General features: G+C 53.9%; 18 protein-coding genes. 5 read left to right on the top strand and 13 right to left on the bottom strand.

The window, feature by feature from the left end; all coding sequences use genetic code 11:
- Positions 1-12: 12 nt before the first annotated feature.
- On the bottom strand, positions 13-801 hold the full coding sequence (locus H650_RS08120) for a cytochrome C assembly family protein (protein ID WP_020454801.1): 789 nt from the start codon (positions 799-801) through the stop codon (positions 13-15).
- Positions 802-967: 166 nt separating this feature from the next.
- Between H650_RS08120 and ffh the strand changes: the two genes are divergently transcribed.
- From ffh to rplS, 5 genes are all read left to right on the top strand, one after another.
- Positions 968-2,329, top strand: a complete 1,362-nt coding sequence (ffh, locus tag H650_RS08115) for a signal recognition particle protein (RefSeq protein WP_017459922.1) — start codon at positions 968-970, stop codon at positions 2,327-2,329.
- 257 nt (positions 2,330-2,586) lie between these two features.
- Positions 2,587-2,835, top strand: a complete 249-nt coding sequence (rpsP, locus tag H650_RS08110) for a 30S ribosomal protein S16 (RefSeq protein WP_017459923.1) — start codon at positions 2,587-2,589, stop codon at positions 2,833-2,835.
- A gap of 18 nt (positions 2,836-2,853) precedes the next feature.
- Positions 2,854-3,402, top strand: a complete 549-nt coding sequence (gene rimM, locus H650_RS08105) for a ribosome maturation factor RimM (RefSeq protein WP_017459924.1) — start codon at positions 2,854-2,856, stop codon at positions 3,400-3,402.
- A gap of 30 nt (positions 3,403-3,432) precedes the next feature.
- Positions 3,433-4,200 carry a tRNA (guanosine(37)-N1)-methyltransferase TrmD gene (gene trmD / locus H650_RS08100; RefSeq protein WP_020454799.1) on the top strand — a complete coding sequence of 256 codons (768 nt, stop codon included), beginning with the start codon at positions 3,433-3,435 and terminating at the stop codon, positions 4,198-4,200.
- A 41-nt stretch (positions 4,201-4,241) separates the two neighbouring features.
- A complete protein-coding gene (rplS, locus tag H650_RS08095; protein WP_004104634.1) occupies positions 4,242-4,589 on the top strand; it encodes a 50S ribosomal protein L19 in 348 nt (115 codons plus the stop codon).
- Between the two features lie 427 nt (positions 4,590-5,016).
- Here the strand turns inward: rplS and H650_RS08090 are convergent, their stop codons facing one another.
- The 12 genes from H650_RS08090 to H650_RS08035 form a co-directional block, all read right to left on the bottom strand.
- Complete coding sequence (locus H650_RS08090) at positions 5,017-5,211, bottom strand: ogr/Delta-like zinc finger family protein (protein WP_020454798.1); 195 nt, start codon at positions 5,209-5,211, stop codon at positions 5,017-5,019.
- Between the two features lie 78 nt (positions 5,212-5,289).
- Positions 5,290-6,426 (bottom strand): phage late control D family protein, encoded by a 1,137-nt coding sequence (locus H650_RS08085; RefSeq protein WP_020454797.1) that lies wholly within the window; start codon positions 6,424-6,426, stop codon positions 5,290-5,292.
- Complete coding sequence (locus H650_RS08080; RefSeq protein WP_020454796.1) at positions 6,426-6,884, bottom strand: phage tail protein; 459 nt, start codon at positions 6,882-6,884, stop codon at positions 6,426-6,428. Before H650_RS08080 ends, H650_RS08085 begins: the two co-directional genes overlap by 1 nt.
- Before the next feature lie 14 nt (positions 6,885-6,898).
- Entirely contained in the window at positions 6,899-8,671 is a 1,773-nt protein-coding gene (locus H650_RS08075; protein WP_020454795.1) for a phage tail tape measure protein, read from the bottom strand.
- Positions 8,664-8,783, bottom strand: a complete 120-nt coding sequence (locus H650_RS08070; RefSeq protein ID WP_017459930.1) for a GpE family phage tail protein — start codon at positions 8,781-8,783, stop codon at positions 8,664-8,666. Before H650_RS08070 ends, H650_RS08075 begins: the two co-directional genes overlap by 8 nt.
- 32 nt (positions 8,784-8,815) lie before the next feature.
- The gene (locus H650_RS08065) at positions 8,816-9,097 is read right to left on the bottom strand and encodes a phage tail assembly protein (RefSeq protein WP_020454794.1); all 282 of its coding nucleotides are present in this window, start codon (positions 9,095-9,097) and stop codon (positions 8,816-8,818) included.
- Between the two features lie 60 nt (positions 9,098-9,157).
- Positions 9,158-9,676, bottom strand: a complete 519-nt coding sequence (locus tag H650_RS08060; RefSeq protein ID WP_020454793.1) for a phage major tail tube protein — start codon at positions 9,674-9,676, stop codon at positions 9,158-9,160.
- A gap of 12 nt (positions 9,677-9,688) precedes the next feature.
- A complete protein-coding gene (locus tag H650_RS08055; protein WP_020454792.1) occupies positions 9,689-10,870 on the bottom strand; it encodes a phage tail sheath protein in 1,182 nt (393 codons plus the stop codon).
- Between the two features lie 138 nt (positions 10,871-11,008).
- Complete coding sequence (locus tag H650_RS08050; RefSeq protein ID WP_020454791.1) at positions 11,009-11,425, bottom strand: tail fiber assembly protein; 417 nt, start codon at positions 11,423-11,425, stop codon at positions 11,009-11,011.
- Between the two features lie 10 nt (positions 11,426-11,435).
- Positions 11,436-12,728 (bottom strand): phage tail protein, encoded by a 1,293-nt coding sequence (locus tag H650_RS25925; RefSeq protein WP_020454790.1) that lies wholly within the window; start codon positions 12,726-12,728, stop codon positions 11,436-11,438.
- 131 nt (positions 12,729-12,859) lie between these two features.
- A complete protein-coding gene (locus H650_RS08040) occupies positions 12,860-13,456 on the bottom strand; it encodes a tail fiber assembly protein (protein ID WP_020454789.1) in 597 nt (198 codons plus the stop codon).
- Positions 13,456-14,547 carry a phage tail protein gene (locus H650_RS08035; RefSeq protein WP_020454788.1) on the bottom strand — a complete coding sequence of 364 codons (1,092 nt, stop codon included), beginning with the start codon at positions 14,545-14,547 and terminating at the stop codon, positions 13,456-13,458. Before H650_RS08035 ends, H650_RS08040 begins: the two co-directional genes overlap by 1 nt.
- Positions 14,548-14,568 lie beyond the last annotated feature (21 nt).

Genomic DNA, 14,568 nt, shown 5'->3' with positions numbered 1-14,568 from the left:
ACTCCTTTGTGTTTAGCTCGCGAACTGCTGCAGAATGCGGCTGCCAAAATAGGCCAGCGTTAAAATCCCCGCGCCTGCAACGTTGAACCAGACGACCCTGCGGCCGCGCCAGCCCTCATGGTAATGGCCCCACAGCAGAACAATGTAGACAAACCAGGCGATGATTGAGAGCACCGCTTTATCGATATTTTCCATGCTGAACAGGTTCTGCATAAAGAACAGGCCGGTGCATAGCGTCAGCGTCAGCAGCACAACGCCAACCTGAGTAATGTGGAACATTTTGCGCTCAATCACCATCAGCGGCGGCATTTCGTTACTGAACGCCAGCCGTTTATTCTTCAACTGATAGTCAATCCAGGCCAGTTGCAGCGCATACATAGCCGCAATAATCAGTGTGGCATAGGCGAAAAGCGACAGGCCAATGTGCACCATCATGCCCGGCGTGGCTTCCAGATGGGTAATGTACTCATTGGGCACAAAAACGGCGAAAGCAAGGTTGATTAACGCGAAGGTATAGACAATCGGCAGCAGCAGCCAGCCGCGATTTTTCGACGCCACAATGGTCATTACCGTACAGATCATCAGGCTGACCAGCGAACCGACATTCAGCAGGCTCAGGTTTTGCCCGCCATCATCCGGGAACAGGCGTTCTTTCAGGCCGAAACCGTGACAAATAAGTGCGATTACCGCCGAAAGGATAGCCATTCTGCGCCAGCCGCTGTTTTTTTGCAGCAGGCTGGGAACGATCAGCGCAATGCTGATTGAGTAGGCGACAAGAGCGATCAGGGCAAAAACGGGCATAGGATGTCGGCAGTTGACTGAAGAAGAAAGAAAAGCAGTATAACGTTACGTGACGTTGGCTCCAACAGTTGCATCACATACAGGAGCAATGTCTTCATGTTATACTCCGGGAAATTTCTGTTATGCGTCGCGCTGGCGGCCATCGTATCACCTCAGGCGAGAGACAATGTTTGATAATTTAACCGATCGTTTGTCGCGCACCCTGCGCAATATCAGTGGCCGTGGACGCCTCACTGAAGACAACATCAAAGATACCCTGCGCGAAGTGCGTATGGCGCTGCTGGAAGCGGACGTTGCGCTGCCAGTGGTGCGTGATTTTATCAACCGCGTAAAAGAGAAAGCGGTTGGCCATGAAGTGAACAAGAGCCTGACGCCGGGCCAGGAGTTCGTCAAAATCGTCCGCAACGAACTGGTTGCGGCGATGGGCGAAGAGAACCAGAGCCTGAACCTTGCCGCGCAGCCGCCAGCGGTAGTGCTGATGGCAGGTCTGCAGGGGGCGGGTAAAACCACCAGCGTCGGTAAACTTGGTAAGTTCCTGCGCGAGAAGCACAAGAAGAAAGTGATGGTCGTTTCTGCCGACGTTTACCGTCCGGCGGCGATCAAACAGCTGGAAACGCTGGCGCAGCAGGTTGACGTCGATTTCTTCCCTTCTGACGTCGCGCAAAAGCCGGTCGACATCGTTAACGCCGCGCTGAAAGAGGCGAAGCTGAAATTCTACGACGTGCTGCTGGTGGATACCGCCGGTCGTCTGCATGTCGACGAAGCGATGATGGATGAGATCAAACAGGTTCACGCGGCGATTAAGCCGGTTGAAACCCTGTTTGTCGTCGACGCCATGACCGGTCAGGACGCCGCGAATACCGCCAAAGCGTTTAATGAAGCGCTGCCGCTGACTGGCGTGGTGCTGACGAAAGTGGACGGTGATGCGCGCGGCGGTGCGGCGCTCTCCATTCGCCATATCACCGGCAAACCGATTAAATTCCTCGGTGTCGGCGAGAAAACGGAAGCGCTGGAGCCGTTCCACCCGGATCGTATCGCCTCACGCATCCTTGGCATGGGCGACGTGTTGTCGCTTATCGAAGATATCGAAAGCAAAGTTGACCGCGCGCAGGCTGAAAAGCTGGCGAATAAACTGAAGAAGGGCGACGGCTTCGATCTGACCGACTTCCTTGAGCAGTTGCGCCAGATGAAAAACATGGGCGGTATGGCGAGCCTGATGGGCAAGCTGCCGGGCATGGGGCAAATCCCGGACAACGTTAAAGCGCAAATGGACGACAAAGTGCTGGTGCGTATGGAAGCGATCATTAACTCCATGACGCTGAAAGAGCGCGCCAACCCGGACATCATCAAAGGTTCGCGTAAGCGCCGTATCGCAGCCGGTTGCGGTATGCAGGTGCAGGATGTGAACCGTCTGCTCAAACAATTCGACGACATGCAACGCATGATGAAGAAGATGAAGAAGGGCGGGATGGCGAAGATGATGCGCGGGATGAAGGGGATGATGCCGCCTGGTTTCCCGGGGCGCTAAAACAAGGGCATAAGGCTATCTTGTTTGCCATTTTAGCCCCGGGGTGTGCTCGAAATGCTCACGTACTCCGTGTACGCTCCGCTTTCTGTGCGCACGCCGGAACTAAACTGGCTGCACCGATATACGCCTTATATCCCTTGTTTACTTTATCCTGATTGCAATTTCCCCCAAAATCAGTAAAATTTTCGGGCTTTTAATATGACACCGGGCTCCGTTCCTCGATGGGGCCTGGTGTTTTATTCACACAAGAGGATGTTATGGTAACTATTCGTTTAGCACGTCACGGCGCTAAAAAGCGTCCGTTCTACCAGGTTGTTGTTACTGACAGCCGCAATGCACGCAACGGTCGCTTCATTGAGCGCGTTGGCTTCTTCAACCCGATCGCTTCCGAGAAAGAAGAAGGCACCCGCCTGGATCTGGATCGTATTCAGCACTGGGTTGGCCAGGGCGCTACCGTTTCCGATCGCGTTTCCGCGCTGATCAAAGCAGCACAGAAAGCAGCTTAATCTGTCACGGTGGTCATGATGAGCAAGCAACAAGCCGCACCGGTCCCTGTTGAGCCAATTATCGTCGGCAAGCTGGGATCTTCTTACGGAATTCGTGGTTGGCTCAGAGTGTTTTCCTCCACCGAAGACGCCGAAAGCATTTTTGACTATCAGCCCTGGTTTATCCAGAAGGCGGGTCAGTGGCAGAGCATTGAGCTGGAAAGCTGGCGCTACCACAATCAGGACATCGTCATCAAACTGAAAGGTGTTGATGACAGAGATGCCGCGAATCTGCTGACCAATTGTGAAATTGTCGTTGATTCCGCGCAGTTGCCGGAACTGGAAGAGGGTGACTACTACTGGAAAGACCTGATGGGCTGCCAGGTAGTGACTACTGAAGGTTACAGCCTCGGTAAAGTCGTCGATATGATGGAAACCGGGTCGAATGACGTTCTCGTCATCAAGGCAAACCTGAAAGATGCATTTGGTATCAAGGAGCGGTTGGTTCCGTTCCTCGATGGGCAGGTTATCAAGAAAGTCGATCTCACTACTCAAACCATTGAAGTAGATTGGGATCCTGGTTTTTAAACCTCCGGATATACGGTAAAAGACGGCGCTATGTGGATTGGCATAATTAGCCTGTTTCCTGAAATGTTCCGCGCGATTACCGACTACGGGGTAACTGGCCGGGCAGTAAAAAATGGCCTGCTGAGCATCCAGAGCTGGAGTCCGCGTGATTTCGCTCACGACCGGCACCGTACCGTGGACGATCGTCCTTACGGCGGCGGACCGGGGATGTTAATGATGGTGAACCCCCTACGGGACGCCATTCATGCAGCAAAAGCCGCGGCGGGCGAAGGCGCCAAAGTGATTTATCTGTCGCCTCAGGGGCGCAAGCTTGATCAAGCGGGCGTCAGCGAACTGGCAACGAATCAGAAACTGATTCTGGTGTGCGGTCGCTACGAAGGGATAGATGAGCGCGTAATTCAAACCGAGATTGACGAAGAATGGTCTATCGGCGATTACGTTCTCAGCGGTGGTGAGTTACCAGCGATGACGCTGATTGACTCGGTTTCCCGGTTTATTCCGGGGGTACTGGGGCATGAAGCTTCGGCAACGGAAGATTCTTTTGCCGATGGGTTGCTGGACTGCCCACACTATACCCGACCTGAAGTGTTAGAAGGGATGGAAGTACCGGCGGTGTTACTGTCGGGGAACCATGCCGAGATACGTCGCTGGCGTTTGAAGCAGTCGCTGGGCCGCACCTGGCTTAGAAGACCTGAACTTCTGGAAAACCTGGCTCTGACTGAAGAGCAAGCAAGGTTGCTGGCGGAGTTCCAACGGGAACACGCGCAACAGCAACAGAAACATGATGGGATGGCTTAAGCCACCCGAATATCAGTTTACCCAGGATAAGAGATTAAATTATGAGCAACATTATTAAGCAACTTGAACAAGAGCAGATGAAGCAGGACGTACCTTCCTTCCGTCCGGGTGACACCGTGGAAGTGAAAGTATGGGTTGTTGAAGGTTCCAAAAAACGTCTGCAGGCATTCGAGGGCGTGGTTATCGCTATTCGTAACCGCGGTCTGCACTCTGCATTCACTGTTCGTAAAATTTCCAACGGCGAAGGCGTTGAGCGTGTCTTCCAGACTCACTCTCCGGTAGTTGACAGCATCTCTGTCAAACGTCGTGGTGCCGTTCGTAAAGCTAAACTGTACTACCTGCGTGAGCGTACTGGTAAGTCTGCTCGTATCAAAGAGCGTCTTAACTAAGATAGCGCACACGCTACATCCAAAGCGTGTTATGAAACAAGGGGTTGGCGTAATGCCAGCCCCTTTTTTATACTCATCTGAAAACCACCTTCTTTAGACGTGTTCAGCGCCAGGCTTTGGCTTATTGCTTTGGGATTTTAATCGTTCACAGCAGGCAGTGAGCTTTATTAATGGTTTGATTGCGAGCTAAAAACAGCATCCTGTAGATCCGCACGCTAACAAATTCTGGTTTCGCATCCTTATCTGGATCGACATCTCTCCGGGCAGGCAGACGCATATTTAATTTAGGCTGAACCCAGGGCGTTTCCTGTATCAGTGGTTTTTAAGCTCTGTGACCACCCATTGCCCACGTATTTTTTTCCATTACCTACTATCGATGCAGAAATAAAAAACCTGCTGGCGCAGGCTTTTGACTATTTTCGCCGGATTACTTCCCGGCGGGGGACGCGCTCACTTGCAGTGCTGGCGGGCGGACAATGTAACGCGCCAGCGACTCATGGGTGACAAACGTACAACCACAGTGAATATTCTGGCACTGGTGATAGCGCTCTTTGGTTTCAGAACTGAGGTAGCGGCTGGAGCGCGCGTGCGCCGCTTGTTGGCATACCGGGCAATGCATCATGGTGGTTTCTCCCTCGTGTATATGCCAGTTATATTATCCTTTTAACTTGCAAATGCAAGTTAAAGAATGCATTTGACGCTATTCCTGCACTTCATATTTAACGCCATCAACCCGAACCTCCAGCTCCAGTTTGCTAATAAAACCATTGCTATCGATGCCATGTGTCACTTTTTTGATTACCCAGGGCGTGTTGTTGATCGCATCTTTAAAGCCTGAAACATACACAGGGCTTTCTGCTGAGATATCGGTGCGCCCCTGAGCGAGAGTGAGCGTAAATTTCGCCGCGTTGCGCTGGATATCTTGCCACTGTGCCTCTGCCGCCCGCATGGCTTCATCTTTAGAAGAGTATGTCGTCGGCAGGGTATAGATATTATCTTTTGATCCAGCGGTGTAATCGGTCGCTTCCTGTTTTTCATTGCTGGTTGTCGCAGTTTTGCGCGTCAGTTTTACCTGCTTTGTCTGCGCTTTTGGCGTTCTGGTATCTTGCCAGTGGGCAACCACACCGCTGTAAGCTGCGCGATCGGCAAGGGTAAACTCGTGTGAGTCGCCATCGCTGCGGGTAATCGTCACCGAAGGAACAACCTTGCCGCCCCGAACGCACATGCCCGGAACAAGGAAAATCAGCGTACCTGATTTCACGGCGATTTCAGCACCGTTGCGAGTTGCCAGCCGGGTAAGAAAGCCAATGTCGGACTCATTAGACTGGTCGATATGGGCGATTTTGATATTTGCCAGCGCTGGCGCGACACTGGCGCTCAGTGAATTACGCCAGGCGATATCTTTGACAACTTCGCCAAGTGTTGTGTCATGCCATGACCACTCTTTTGGGCTATTCATATTGCCGCGAAAATCGACGCTGCGGCCGGTAATAACCACCTGATCCGGCGTACCTCGGTGTGTCACCTGATCGATGGTAAACGTGCCCATATTAGTGAGCAGTTCTCCCAGTCGACCAATGGCGACACTTACCTCATTACCGCGCTGCGGCATCTGGATTTTTCCGTCGGCATCATCCAGCGTTAGCGTTAGCGTATCGGCTTCAAACCCGCGATTATCGGTGACGGTCAACGCTATCAGGCGAGGCGCAATATCGTAGGTTATGTCTTTTACTTGCTGTTTTTGCGCTTGCTGCGGATCATGCTGTTTCTGCTTTAGCTTCAGCGTAAACAGGGGGACGCTTGTTCGCCCCAAATCCTGGGTGAGTACGTCAATCATCACATGTTCCCCAGTATCTTCGTCGGGTCCCTGAACAGTTGTTCCCCCTGGGCCTGAAGATCGCCCGCCAGGGCCTCCAGCGATTCATCAACGCGCGTAAGTTTGAGCGTGAAGGTGATTTTGCGCGGTGAACCGTTGCTGTAATACTCAGAACCATTTTCGGTGACGCTGCTTATTACATACATGCCGTAAATCATTCCGGTTCCGTCAATAAGCGGCCATGAGCGACCCTGATCGGCCATCAGACGTACCGCCGCAAGCGACAGCACACCGCCAGTGAGTTCCGGGTAGAGCGCGCCCGTAATTTCGATGGTTTCCTCCCCTGGACCGATGTACTGAAACGCCGCGCGCTTGCCCACACGCGCGTTGTTCTTCCAGTTAAACGCTGAGGTACGGCTCATATTCTGAAATGGCAGCGTCTGCCGCATAAAAACAAAAAGCCCCAATGCCAGCATCATAATGCGAACTCTCCTTACGGGTTGAACTGGGATAACGCGTTGTTGCGCCGGTTATCGGCATCCTGGCGGAACAGATCCTGCAGGTAACGTTCGTTGCTGCTGCCCGGCGTGACATCGCCCTGCAGCGTGACGTTATATTCCGTACGGCTTTGGTCGAGGTAAGAGCTGCCGGTTGACGGGCGCGCCATCTGATAGGCGTTATACCCCGGCTGCGAACTTGTGGGCTGGATATAGCTGGATACCCCTCCTGTGGCGGGTTGCTCGATCGATGGTTTGAGCGCCAGTGCGGGTTTCTTATCGATAATGCCCAGCGTCTCCAGCAACCCCGTCGCGCTCTCGCTCAGTGAACGGAAAAGGGCCAGTGGCCAGGTGAATGCAGTAACCAGCACTTTACCGATAATCTGCCCGACGTTGCCGAATTGTGTGAGCGTCTCCTCGCTGGCCTTGATTGGCGTCAGCAGCGCGATAAAGGTCTCTTTTACCGTTTGCAGTGCACCGCCGATGGCATCGAAAACCGGCTGTAATGGCGAAAACATCTCTGCAATGGGGGCAAATGCCGCGACGATCCCCTCAATCACGCCGCTAAAAAAGGCGCTAATAGGCTCCCAGTATTTATAAATCAGCGCAGCGCCAGCGGCGATGGCAGCCACCACGGCAACAATTGGCCAGGTGAGTCCGCCGATAACCGCCATGATCCCACCACAAACGGTGGTAAACACACTGCCAAATGTCGTGGCAATGGTGATAAGCGTGCTGATCCCCGTAAAGACGGGCGCAATCACGCTTGCAACAGTGCCGATTGCCCCTGCAACGCCGACGATCACCGTCGCTATCAGACCAAAGCTTTGCACCAGCCCCTGGTTGTTTTGTACCCACTGCTGAAGCTGCCCGAGATAACCAGTCGCGGTCTGTACCAGCATGCGCAGCGACGACTCCTGGGTGGCGAAAATGTCCACGCTCAGGGATTGATAAGCTGCCTGTAGCGCCGCTAAATCCGTGCCAAGGTTGCCGGCATTGTTTTGCGTCACGGCCGCAGCATCGCCGCCGCTTTGTTGCTGGTTGGCGATCGGCTGGGCCCGGTTTCCGGCGCTCTGCTGGAGGCTGGCGACAGCGGTGCCCGTTGGCGCAGGCTGCACGGTAGGGCGCGCTTGCAGTGATGCTTCATAACCCGGTTGCAGCAATTTTTTGCCAAGGCTAAAGCCGGTGTTTGCCACCGACATACTGGCCTTCCCAAGGCTGGCGACTTTTCCGCCCATCCCTGTGATGCTCTGCTGCGCATCCTGGATTTTCTTCTGCCGTTGCTGCCGGTTTTCCTGTTTCAGGCTCTGCTGTTGGGTTACCAACTGCGCCGAACTGTCGCTGATGCGGCTTTTCAGCCGCAGCTTTTCCGCCAGTGGCGCCGCAGCGTCAAGGCCGGATTCGGTAACCACGCTTTTCCGCCTGGCGACTTTCGCCGTCAGGTTGAGGCGCTGCAGATGCAGCTGGCTGACACGCTGTTGTGTGAACTGCAAAAGACTGGCGTGGCTGCGCGTCGGCGGGCCTTGTTCCGCCAGTTTTTGCGTACGCTGCTGCATCGTTTCCAGCCGCACATTGACTGAGGTAAGGGCTTTTTCCGCCCGCATTAAGCCATCCACCTGAGCGAGTTGACCATACAACCCGCTCAGGTTTTTCTCCGTTGCTTTTATGCTGTCAGACAGCGACACATTCGCCGTTTGCAGGGTTTGAAAGGGCCGCTTCGCTTGATCAACAGCAGCGAGCAGGGCCTCGATATTTACGCTGTTACTCATATGTGTTTCCGCTTCGCTGCAGCGCTTTTTCGCGCCAGGTGATGAGTTCGCTCAGACTCAGGGGGTAGAGCTCTGATGGCGGCCAGTGGAAGATCACCGCGATATCCGCCATCAGATCGTCAACCGACAGCCTGGCCGGAAAATTTACTGTCCCGAAGCTGGTGACAAAAAACCGACCACCTTGCCCGCCAGCGCCACCATATCGGCCAGATCCAGCGCGCCCACTTCCTGCTCGGTAAGTGAAGGGGAGGTGATGCGCGGCAGCACTTTAATCAGCGCGTCCACTTCGGCGTTTGCCACCGCGGCCAGGCTCAGGCCGCGCAGCGTACCGGCGTTCGGTTTCATCAGCGTAAGGGAATTGATCAACTGCTCGCCGCGTTTAATCGGGGTTTGCAGGGTAATGACGTTATCTGTTTCGTGGCTCATACGATCCTCGTTGCTTTTGCGGGGGGAAGACCCGGCCAGCCAGGCTGACCGGGTGGGGCATTACAGGCCGATATTGCGGCGGTGCTGTTCGAGACGGTCGACGCCGTTCACTTTTTCAACCATGTTGACGGTGTCGATCTCCACCAGCTCCTTGCCATCAATGGTCAGTTTGAAGTAGGTGCAAACCACGGAGATTTTGGATTCCGTATCTTCACCCGGCTTGTTTTCGCCAGTGTCGATCTCTTTCTGGCGACCACGCATCACCACTTCCACTGCCACCGTTTCCCCGGTGTCATCGCGCTGGTAAGAACCGGCGAAGCGGATCGGCACCGCGTCGGCGCTGGTGGCGCCATACAGTTCCCAGATAGCTTCATCCGGGAAGCCGCCCAGCGACCACTCCATTGACATCGCCTCTTCATCGAGACCCATATCAATCGGCGCGACGCCATTCATGCCAGCACCGCGGTAGTTTTCCAGCTTGCGGGTCAGCTTTGGCAGCGTGATGGATTTGGCGACACCCTGGTAGCTGTAGCCATTGAGGAACACGTTCATGTATTTCAGTTTTCGCGGCATTGCCATTTATCAGGCTCCTTAATTGCTGTTAACCGAGGAGACCAGGTTCGCCAGGTACTTATCGGTGATGCGCTGGCGTAAGGTCAGGTTTTCCAGTGGCGGGACCGGCGTATAGTCATAATCGATATACAGTTTCCCGGCTTTCAGGGTTTCGGCGTCGTTCGCGGATTCATCGAACCAGCAGGTCGCATCGACGATGTAACCGTTGCTTTTCAGCTCGCGGAATTTCGCGTTAATGCCATCGATGATGTCGCGGATAAGCGTCGCGGTAATCGGTTTGTCCACCGCCCACATATGCGCGTCGGCCATGGTGTCGGCAATTACCTGCGCGGTACGGGTATAGTTTTCAAACAGGAACAGCGGATCATCCGAGCAGGTGCGGTTGCCCCAGAAACGGAAGCCATCTTTACGAATCAGCGTGGTGACGCCAGCCTGGTTCAGCAGATCCGCATCGGTGCCGGATTCCTGCAGATCCCAGAACACCGGGGTGCTGATGCCGGTCACGCCGTTAACGCCGACGTTAGACAGGGTTTTGTGCCAGCCAACAGACTGGTCGATATAAGCGCGCAGGCCGAGTGCGCGCGCCGTGGCGTACGCCGTGGCGCTGGCGTTAGCGACGGTATCCCAGGCGAGGAAGTCCGGCCAAATCACCATCAGCTCGCGCTGGCTGAAATTCTCACGGTACTTAATAGCTTCCGAAATGGTTTTGCAGCCCCAGGCGCTGACGTAACCGAAGGCACGCAGCTTCTGGCAGATGGGGGCCAGCGCGGTTGCGACTTCCAGGGTGTCGTAACCCGGCACGCCAAGAATACGCGGTTTCACGCCGGTCACCGCTTCAGCGGTCAGCAGCGCTTTCAGACCAGTGTATTTCCCGTTTGCATCGGTGGTGCCGATGATATTGGAAATCGTCTGCGCCTGGGCATCGTCGCCGCTACCTTCCGCGACACGCACCACAACAATCACCGGTTTCGCCTGATCGGCAATCGCCTGTAAAGACGATGCCAGCGTACCTTTGGTGCCCGCTTTGGCGATGGCGCTTTGCACGTTGGTGATAAGCACCGGCTCATTCAATGGAAAGGTTGCCGCATCGGCGTCGCTGGCCGTACAAACCATGCCGATGATAGCAGTTGAGACAGTGGAAATGACGCGTGTGCCGTCGTTGATTTCGACGACCTGAACGCCATGATGGTAGTCACTCATCCGATTAACTCCGTGGTGTTGGGGTGAGTGCTATTTTCCAGAACGCAGCGCTAACGCGCTATTTGTCGGGGTTGGCGTGGGGATGAAACAACAGGGTAGACAAAAAAAAACGGGCCGGGGCCCGTTGGATGTTGTTTGTTATTGCGGTTTTTCCGGCCAGGGGATATCTGGTGCGGTTGCGGTGTCTATTGCTTCGAGTGCATTGATATAGTCCAGCCACCTTCCGTACTGGGTAAGTTCATCATCCTTCAGCCGCCCAAGTATAACTCTACCGGGCCACTGTTTGTTGTTAATGAATTCATTAGCCTGGACAATCAGCGATTGTTTTTGAAACAGTGCGCTTTCCACCTGCTCTTCCGCCGTTTTCTCCCTCCAGGTTGGTCTTCCTTGTTGATCTGCCCCGAGCTTTTTACCAGTTGGTGGGGCGAAATTAAACTTGTCCCTGGTCTCATTATCAACTTCGATAACATCATCCGGAAGTGTCCCGGCGGTCTTATAGACATCAATATGTTCACCTGGATAAAACGCCAGTGTTTCTTTAGAAAATAAATACATATTTCTTTTCCTATAATCCGAATGCGATAAAACACGCCCTGTGGGTGGAGTTCGTTTGGTAGGTTCTGGCTGTGCGGGTTACGTTGTTACCCCATACGGGGTTAGACGTGCCTGGCATTGCTGCGTCAGCAAGGAAAAAATTCGGGAATGGAATCGGGAAATTTATAACGTTCATGCCTGAGGTTAAATCTGCTGTATACCACTGCACATAAATGCCATTGGGAAGTACCATATAGCCATTCAAGGAGGATGATGTTGACCATGCTGACATATCAGGTACTTGCCCCAATCCCGTCCCGATATCTCTCTGAGAGGCAGAACCAAGGCCAAGGTTTGACCTTGCTCCGGCTTTGTCGGTTAAGTCTGATAAGTTGGCGAGTTTATTCATTGCATTAACGAGTCGCGAATCATTGCCAGCAGCAACTGTATTAGCAGTGTTGCCAATATTTTTTGTCGCAGAATCTCCTAGTCCGAGATTCCCTCGGGCTCCGGCTTTATCTGTCAGGTCGGCGAGGTTAAAAATATTTTGTAGCGCCCGGCTGTACCAGTCATCGGAACGATGAATGACATCAGTTAACCCCAGGTACTGAATAAGACTTGCAACATTCTTTCCGGACAGGTCTGAAAGCGTCGCATCAAGAGGTTGTTTCCCGCTCAATCCGGATTGTACAAATGCCGTTGTGGCGAGCTGGGTGGTGTTATCCCCTATAGCTGCAGTCGGCGCTTTCGGTGTTCCTGTAAATGTCGGGTTGGCAATCGGTGCATATTGCGCATGCGGGTTACTGGCGGCGACATGCTGTTTCATCAGCTCGTCGGAATAGGCTTTTACCTCAATCACTTTATCGTCGACATATTTGCGTGTCGCCAGCACCACCGACGGGTCGATTTTCAGCGTCACCGCCGCCGTTGACGAGACAATCAGCGCCATGCGAATGGTTTGCGTGCGGCCGCTGCCTTCCTGTAACAACGGCTTGTACGTTTCCGGGCAGTTGGCAATGGCAATCAGCACGCCATCGTCATCAAAAAGCCCCATTTCGCGGATCCAGTAGCCCCCTTCGTTTTCCGGGATCACCTGTTCGGCAATGATCTGATTTGCGTTGGCCGCATCGACAGTGAGCGTGTTCACCGCACCGATGCGCTTCTGGTTAAGCAGTTGGGTTTGTGTGGCGTCGGGCGTTGGCAGGCTGCCATTACCGTCGCCGACGGCCATTTGCGTGATATGGATTTGCGTGCCAAGCGCGGTGGCTGCTGCCAGCTTCGCCGCACCTTGATTGGTCAGAATGGCATAATATTTCGCGGTCATGCGTTCACTCTCAGTTGTCGGAAACGTGAGCACTATTTTCCGGTGAGCGCATCGGGCAGGGCTATCGGTTGGGGTTGGTTTATGGGCAGGACAACTATGAATGAAAAAAACGGGCCGTAGCCCGTCTGGTGTTATTGCGGTTGTTGCGGCCAGTTGATATTCGGTGCCGTTGCGGTATCCACCGCCTGGAGCAGCTTGATGTACTGCAACCAGGCAATCAGCCGGGCTTTATCGTCATCGCTGATGATGTCGAGCTGCAACTCGGTCTGCCACAGGCTGATAGTGTTTTTTGCCTCACTCAGTAACTGCGTTTTTTTCTGTTCCGCCCCGGTGACAAGCGCTGTCTGCTGTGCGGTTGTATCGGTCAACCATTTGCTGCCATCCCATTGATCGTAAGCGGTCGCTGGCGCAAGCGGTGTAACGTCTGCCGGGTAATCACCCAGCTTATCCAGTTGCGTCTGCTTGCCGCTGGCGATGTCATAAACCGTTTCGCCGCGGTGATCAGCAACATATTCCCAGCCACTCGAATCGGCCTTACGGCAAACCGCAAAGCCGCTTTTCAACGCAGGCGGCGCATCGATGGCTGCGTTTGCCGGAATACCAACGCCGACAGCCAGATACTCCACCGAGGTCGAACGATATTCGCGCGTACCGGCTGCGAAGTTATAGACGGTTTGCTCTCCGGCAACGGTGGCAATCAGGTTCTGGTTCAGTGTCGCTTGCGTCATTATGCAGCCCTCACGATGTAGTTAAATGCGATGTTATGCGGGCGAGTTTCCGCGCCACCGGTGTTTTCCATCCAGATATAGGTCCATGCCCGCTTGCCAGGAGTAACGGAACCATCCACGCTTTCACTGTTTTCATCTGTAAAAGCAATAATCCTTATGGTCGGTGTAGCGTATTCGTTAACAAAACGGTGGTTATGTGCTCTCAATTCATCGGCCTGCGCCGAAAGCAGCACTCGTCCGGCATCCAGCCCGCGGCCATTATCCCAGCCGCGAATAAACTCGCCGCGCAGATCGGGAAGAACACCGGATGGATACGCCAGCGCCAGTTTGGGATATTTCGCTTTATCAAACGCCGCGCCATTACATGTAAACCACCCTAATGGCGGCGTCGCCTGCGGCCAGGCAACAACACCCCCTACGGGCAGGATATAGTTGTCATCATTCAGGACATCATGAACAAACTTTGTGTTGGCGATTTGTCGGCCATAGTTGCCGATGTGCGTATCCGGGACGGTAGGCACACCGCTAAATACCGGGCTGGCAAGCGGTGCATATTGTGTATGTGGGTTAGAAGCGGCGACATGCTGTTTCAGCAGATCGTCTGAATAGGCCTTTACTTCGATAACTTTATCATCAACGTATTTACGTGTTGCCAGCACCACCGACGGGTCAATCTTCAGCGTCACGGCTGCGGTCGATGAAACAATCAGCGCCATGCGAATCGTCTGCGTGCGTCCGCTGCCTTCCTGCAACAACGGCTTGTAGGTTTCCGGGCAGTTGGCGATAGCAATCAGCACGCCGTCATCGTCGTAAAGGCCGATTTCGCGGATCCAGAAGCCGCCTTCGTTTTCCGGGATCACCTGTTCGGCAATGATCTGATTGGTGTTATTTGGATCAACGGACAGGCGGTTCAGCGGGGCAATTCGCTTCTGATTAATCAGTTGAGTTTGCGCCGCATCGGGCGTGGGCAGTACGCCGTTGGCATCGCCGAGCGCCATCTGCGTAAGGTTAAGCTTTGTGCCAAGCGACGCGGCGTTCGCCAGCTTCGCGGCCCCCTGATTGGTCAGAATGGCAAAGAATTTTGCAGTCATGCGTTAACTCTCAGGTTGTTG

Source organism: Enterobacter sp. R4-368 (genome assembly GCF_000410515.1).
Classification (GTDB): Bacteria; Pseudomonadota; Gammaproteobacteria; order Enterobacterales; family Enterobacteriaceae; genus Kosakonia.
This window is presented reverse-complemented; position numbering and strand designations above follow the sequence as displayed.

Excerpts from the sequence above, each read along its gene's own strand:
- H650_RS08120 (WP_020454801.1), bottom strand. The coding sequence starts at position 801 with ATGCCCGTTTTTGCCCTGATCGCTCTTGTCGCCTACTCAATCAGCATT.
- ffh (WP_017459922.1), top strand. The coding sequence starts at position 968 with ATGTTTGATAATTTAACCGATCGTTTGTCGCGCACCCTGCGCAATATC.
- rpsP (WP_017459923.1), top strand. The coding sequence starts at position 2,587 with ATGGTAACTATTCGTTTAGCACGTCACGGCGCTAAAAAGCGTCCGTTC.
- rimM (WP_017459924.1), top strand. The coding sequence starts at position 2,854 with ATGAGCAAGCAACAAGCCGCACCGGTCCCTGTTGAGCCAATTATCGTC.
- trmD (WP_020454799.1), top strand. The coding sequence starts at position 3,433 with ATGTGGATTGGCATAATTAGCCTGTTTCCTGAAATGTTCCGCGCGATT.
- rplS (WP_004104634.1), top strand. The coding sequence starts at position 4,242 with ATGAGCAACATTATTAAGCAACTTGAACAAGAGCAGATGAAGCAGGAC.
- H650_RS08090 (WP_020454798.1), bottom strand. The coding sequence starts at position 5,211 with ATGATGCATTGCCCGGTATGCCAACAAGCGGCGCACGCGCGCTCCAGC.
- H650_RS08085 (WP_020454797.1), bottom strand. The coding sequence starts at position 6,426 with ATGATTGACGTACTCACCCAGGATTTGGGGCGAACAAGCGTCCCCCTG.
- H650_RS08080 (WP_020454796.1), bottom strand. The coding sequence starts at position 6,884 with ATGATGCTGGCATTGGGGCTTTTTGTTTTTATGCGGCAGACGCTGCCA.
- H650_RS08075 (WP_020454795.1), bottom strand. The coding sequence starts at position 8,671 with ATGAGTAACAGCGTAAATATCGAGGCCCTGCTCGCTGCTGTTGATCAA.
- H650_RS08070 (WP_017459930.1), bottom strand. The coding sequence starts at position 8,783 with ATGGCGGATATCGCGGTGATCTTCCACTGGCCGCCATCAGAGCTCTAC.
- H650_RS08065 (WP_020454794.1), bottom strand. The coding sequence starts at position 9,097 with ATGAGCCACGAAACAGATAACGTCATTACCCTGCAAACCCCGATTAAA.
- H650_RS08060 (WP_020454793.1), bottom strand. The coding sequence starts at position 9,676 with ATGGCAATGCCGCGAAAACTGAAATACATGAACGTGTTCCTCAATGGC.
- H650_RS08055 (WP_020454792.1), bottom strand. The coding sequence starts at position 10,870 with ATGAGTGACTACCATCATGGCGTTCAGGTCGTCGAAATCAACGACGGC.
- H650_RS08050 (WP_020454791.1), bottom strand. The coding sequence starts at position 11,425 with ATGTATTTATTTTCTAAAGAAACACTGGCGTTTTATCCAGGTGAACAT.
- H650_RS25925 (WP_020454790.1), bottom strand. The coding sequence starts at position 12,728 with ATGACCGCGAAATATTATGCCATTCTGACCAATCAAGGTGCGGCGAAG.
- H650_RS08040 (WP_020454789.1), bottom strand. The coding sequence starts at position 13,456 with ATGACGCAAGCGACACTGAACCAGAACCTGATTGCCACCGTTGCCGGA.
- H650_RS08035 (WP_020454788.1), bottom strand. The coding sequence starts at position 14,547 with ATGACTGCAAAATTCTTTGCCATTCTGACCAATCAGGGGGCCGCGAAG.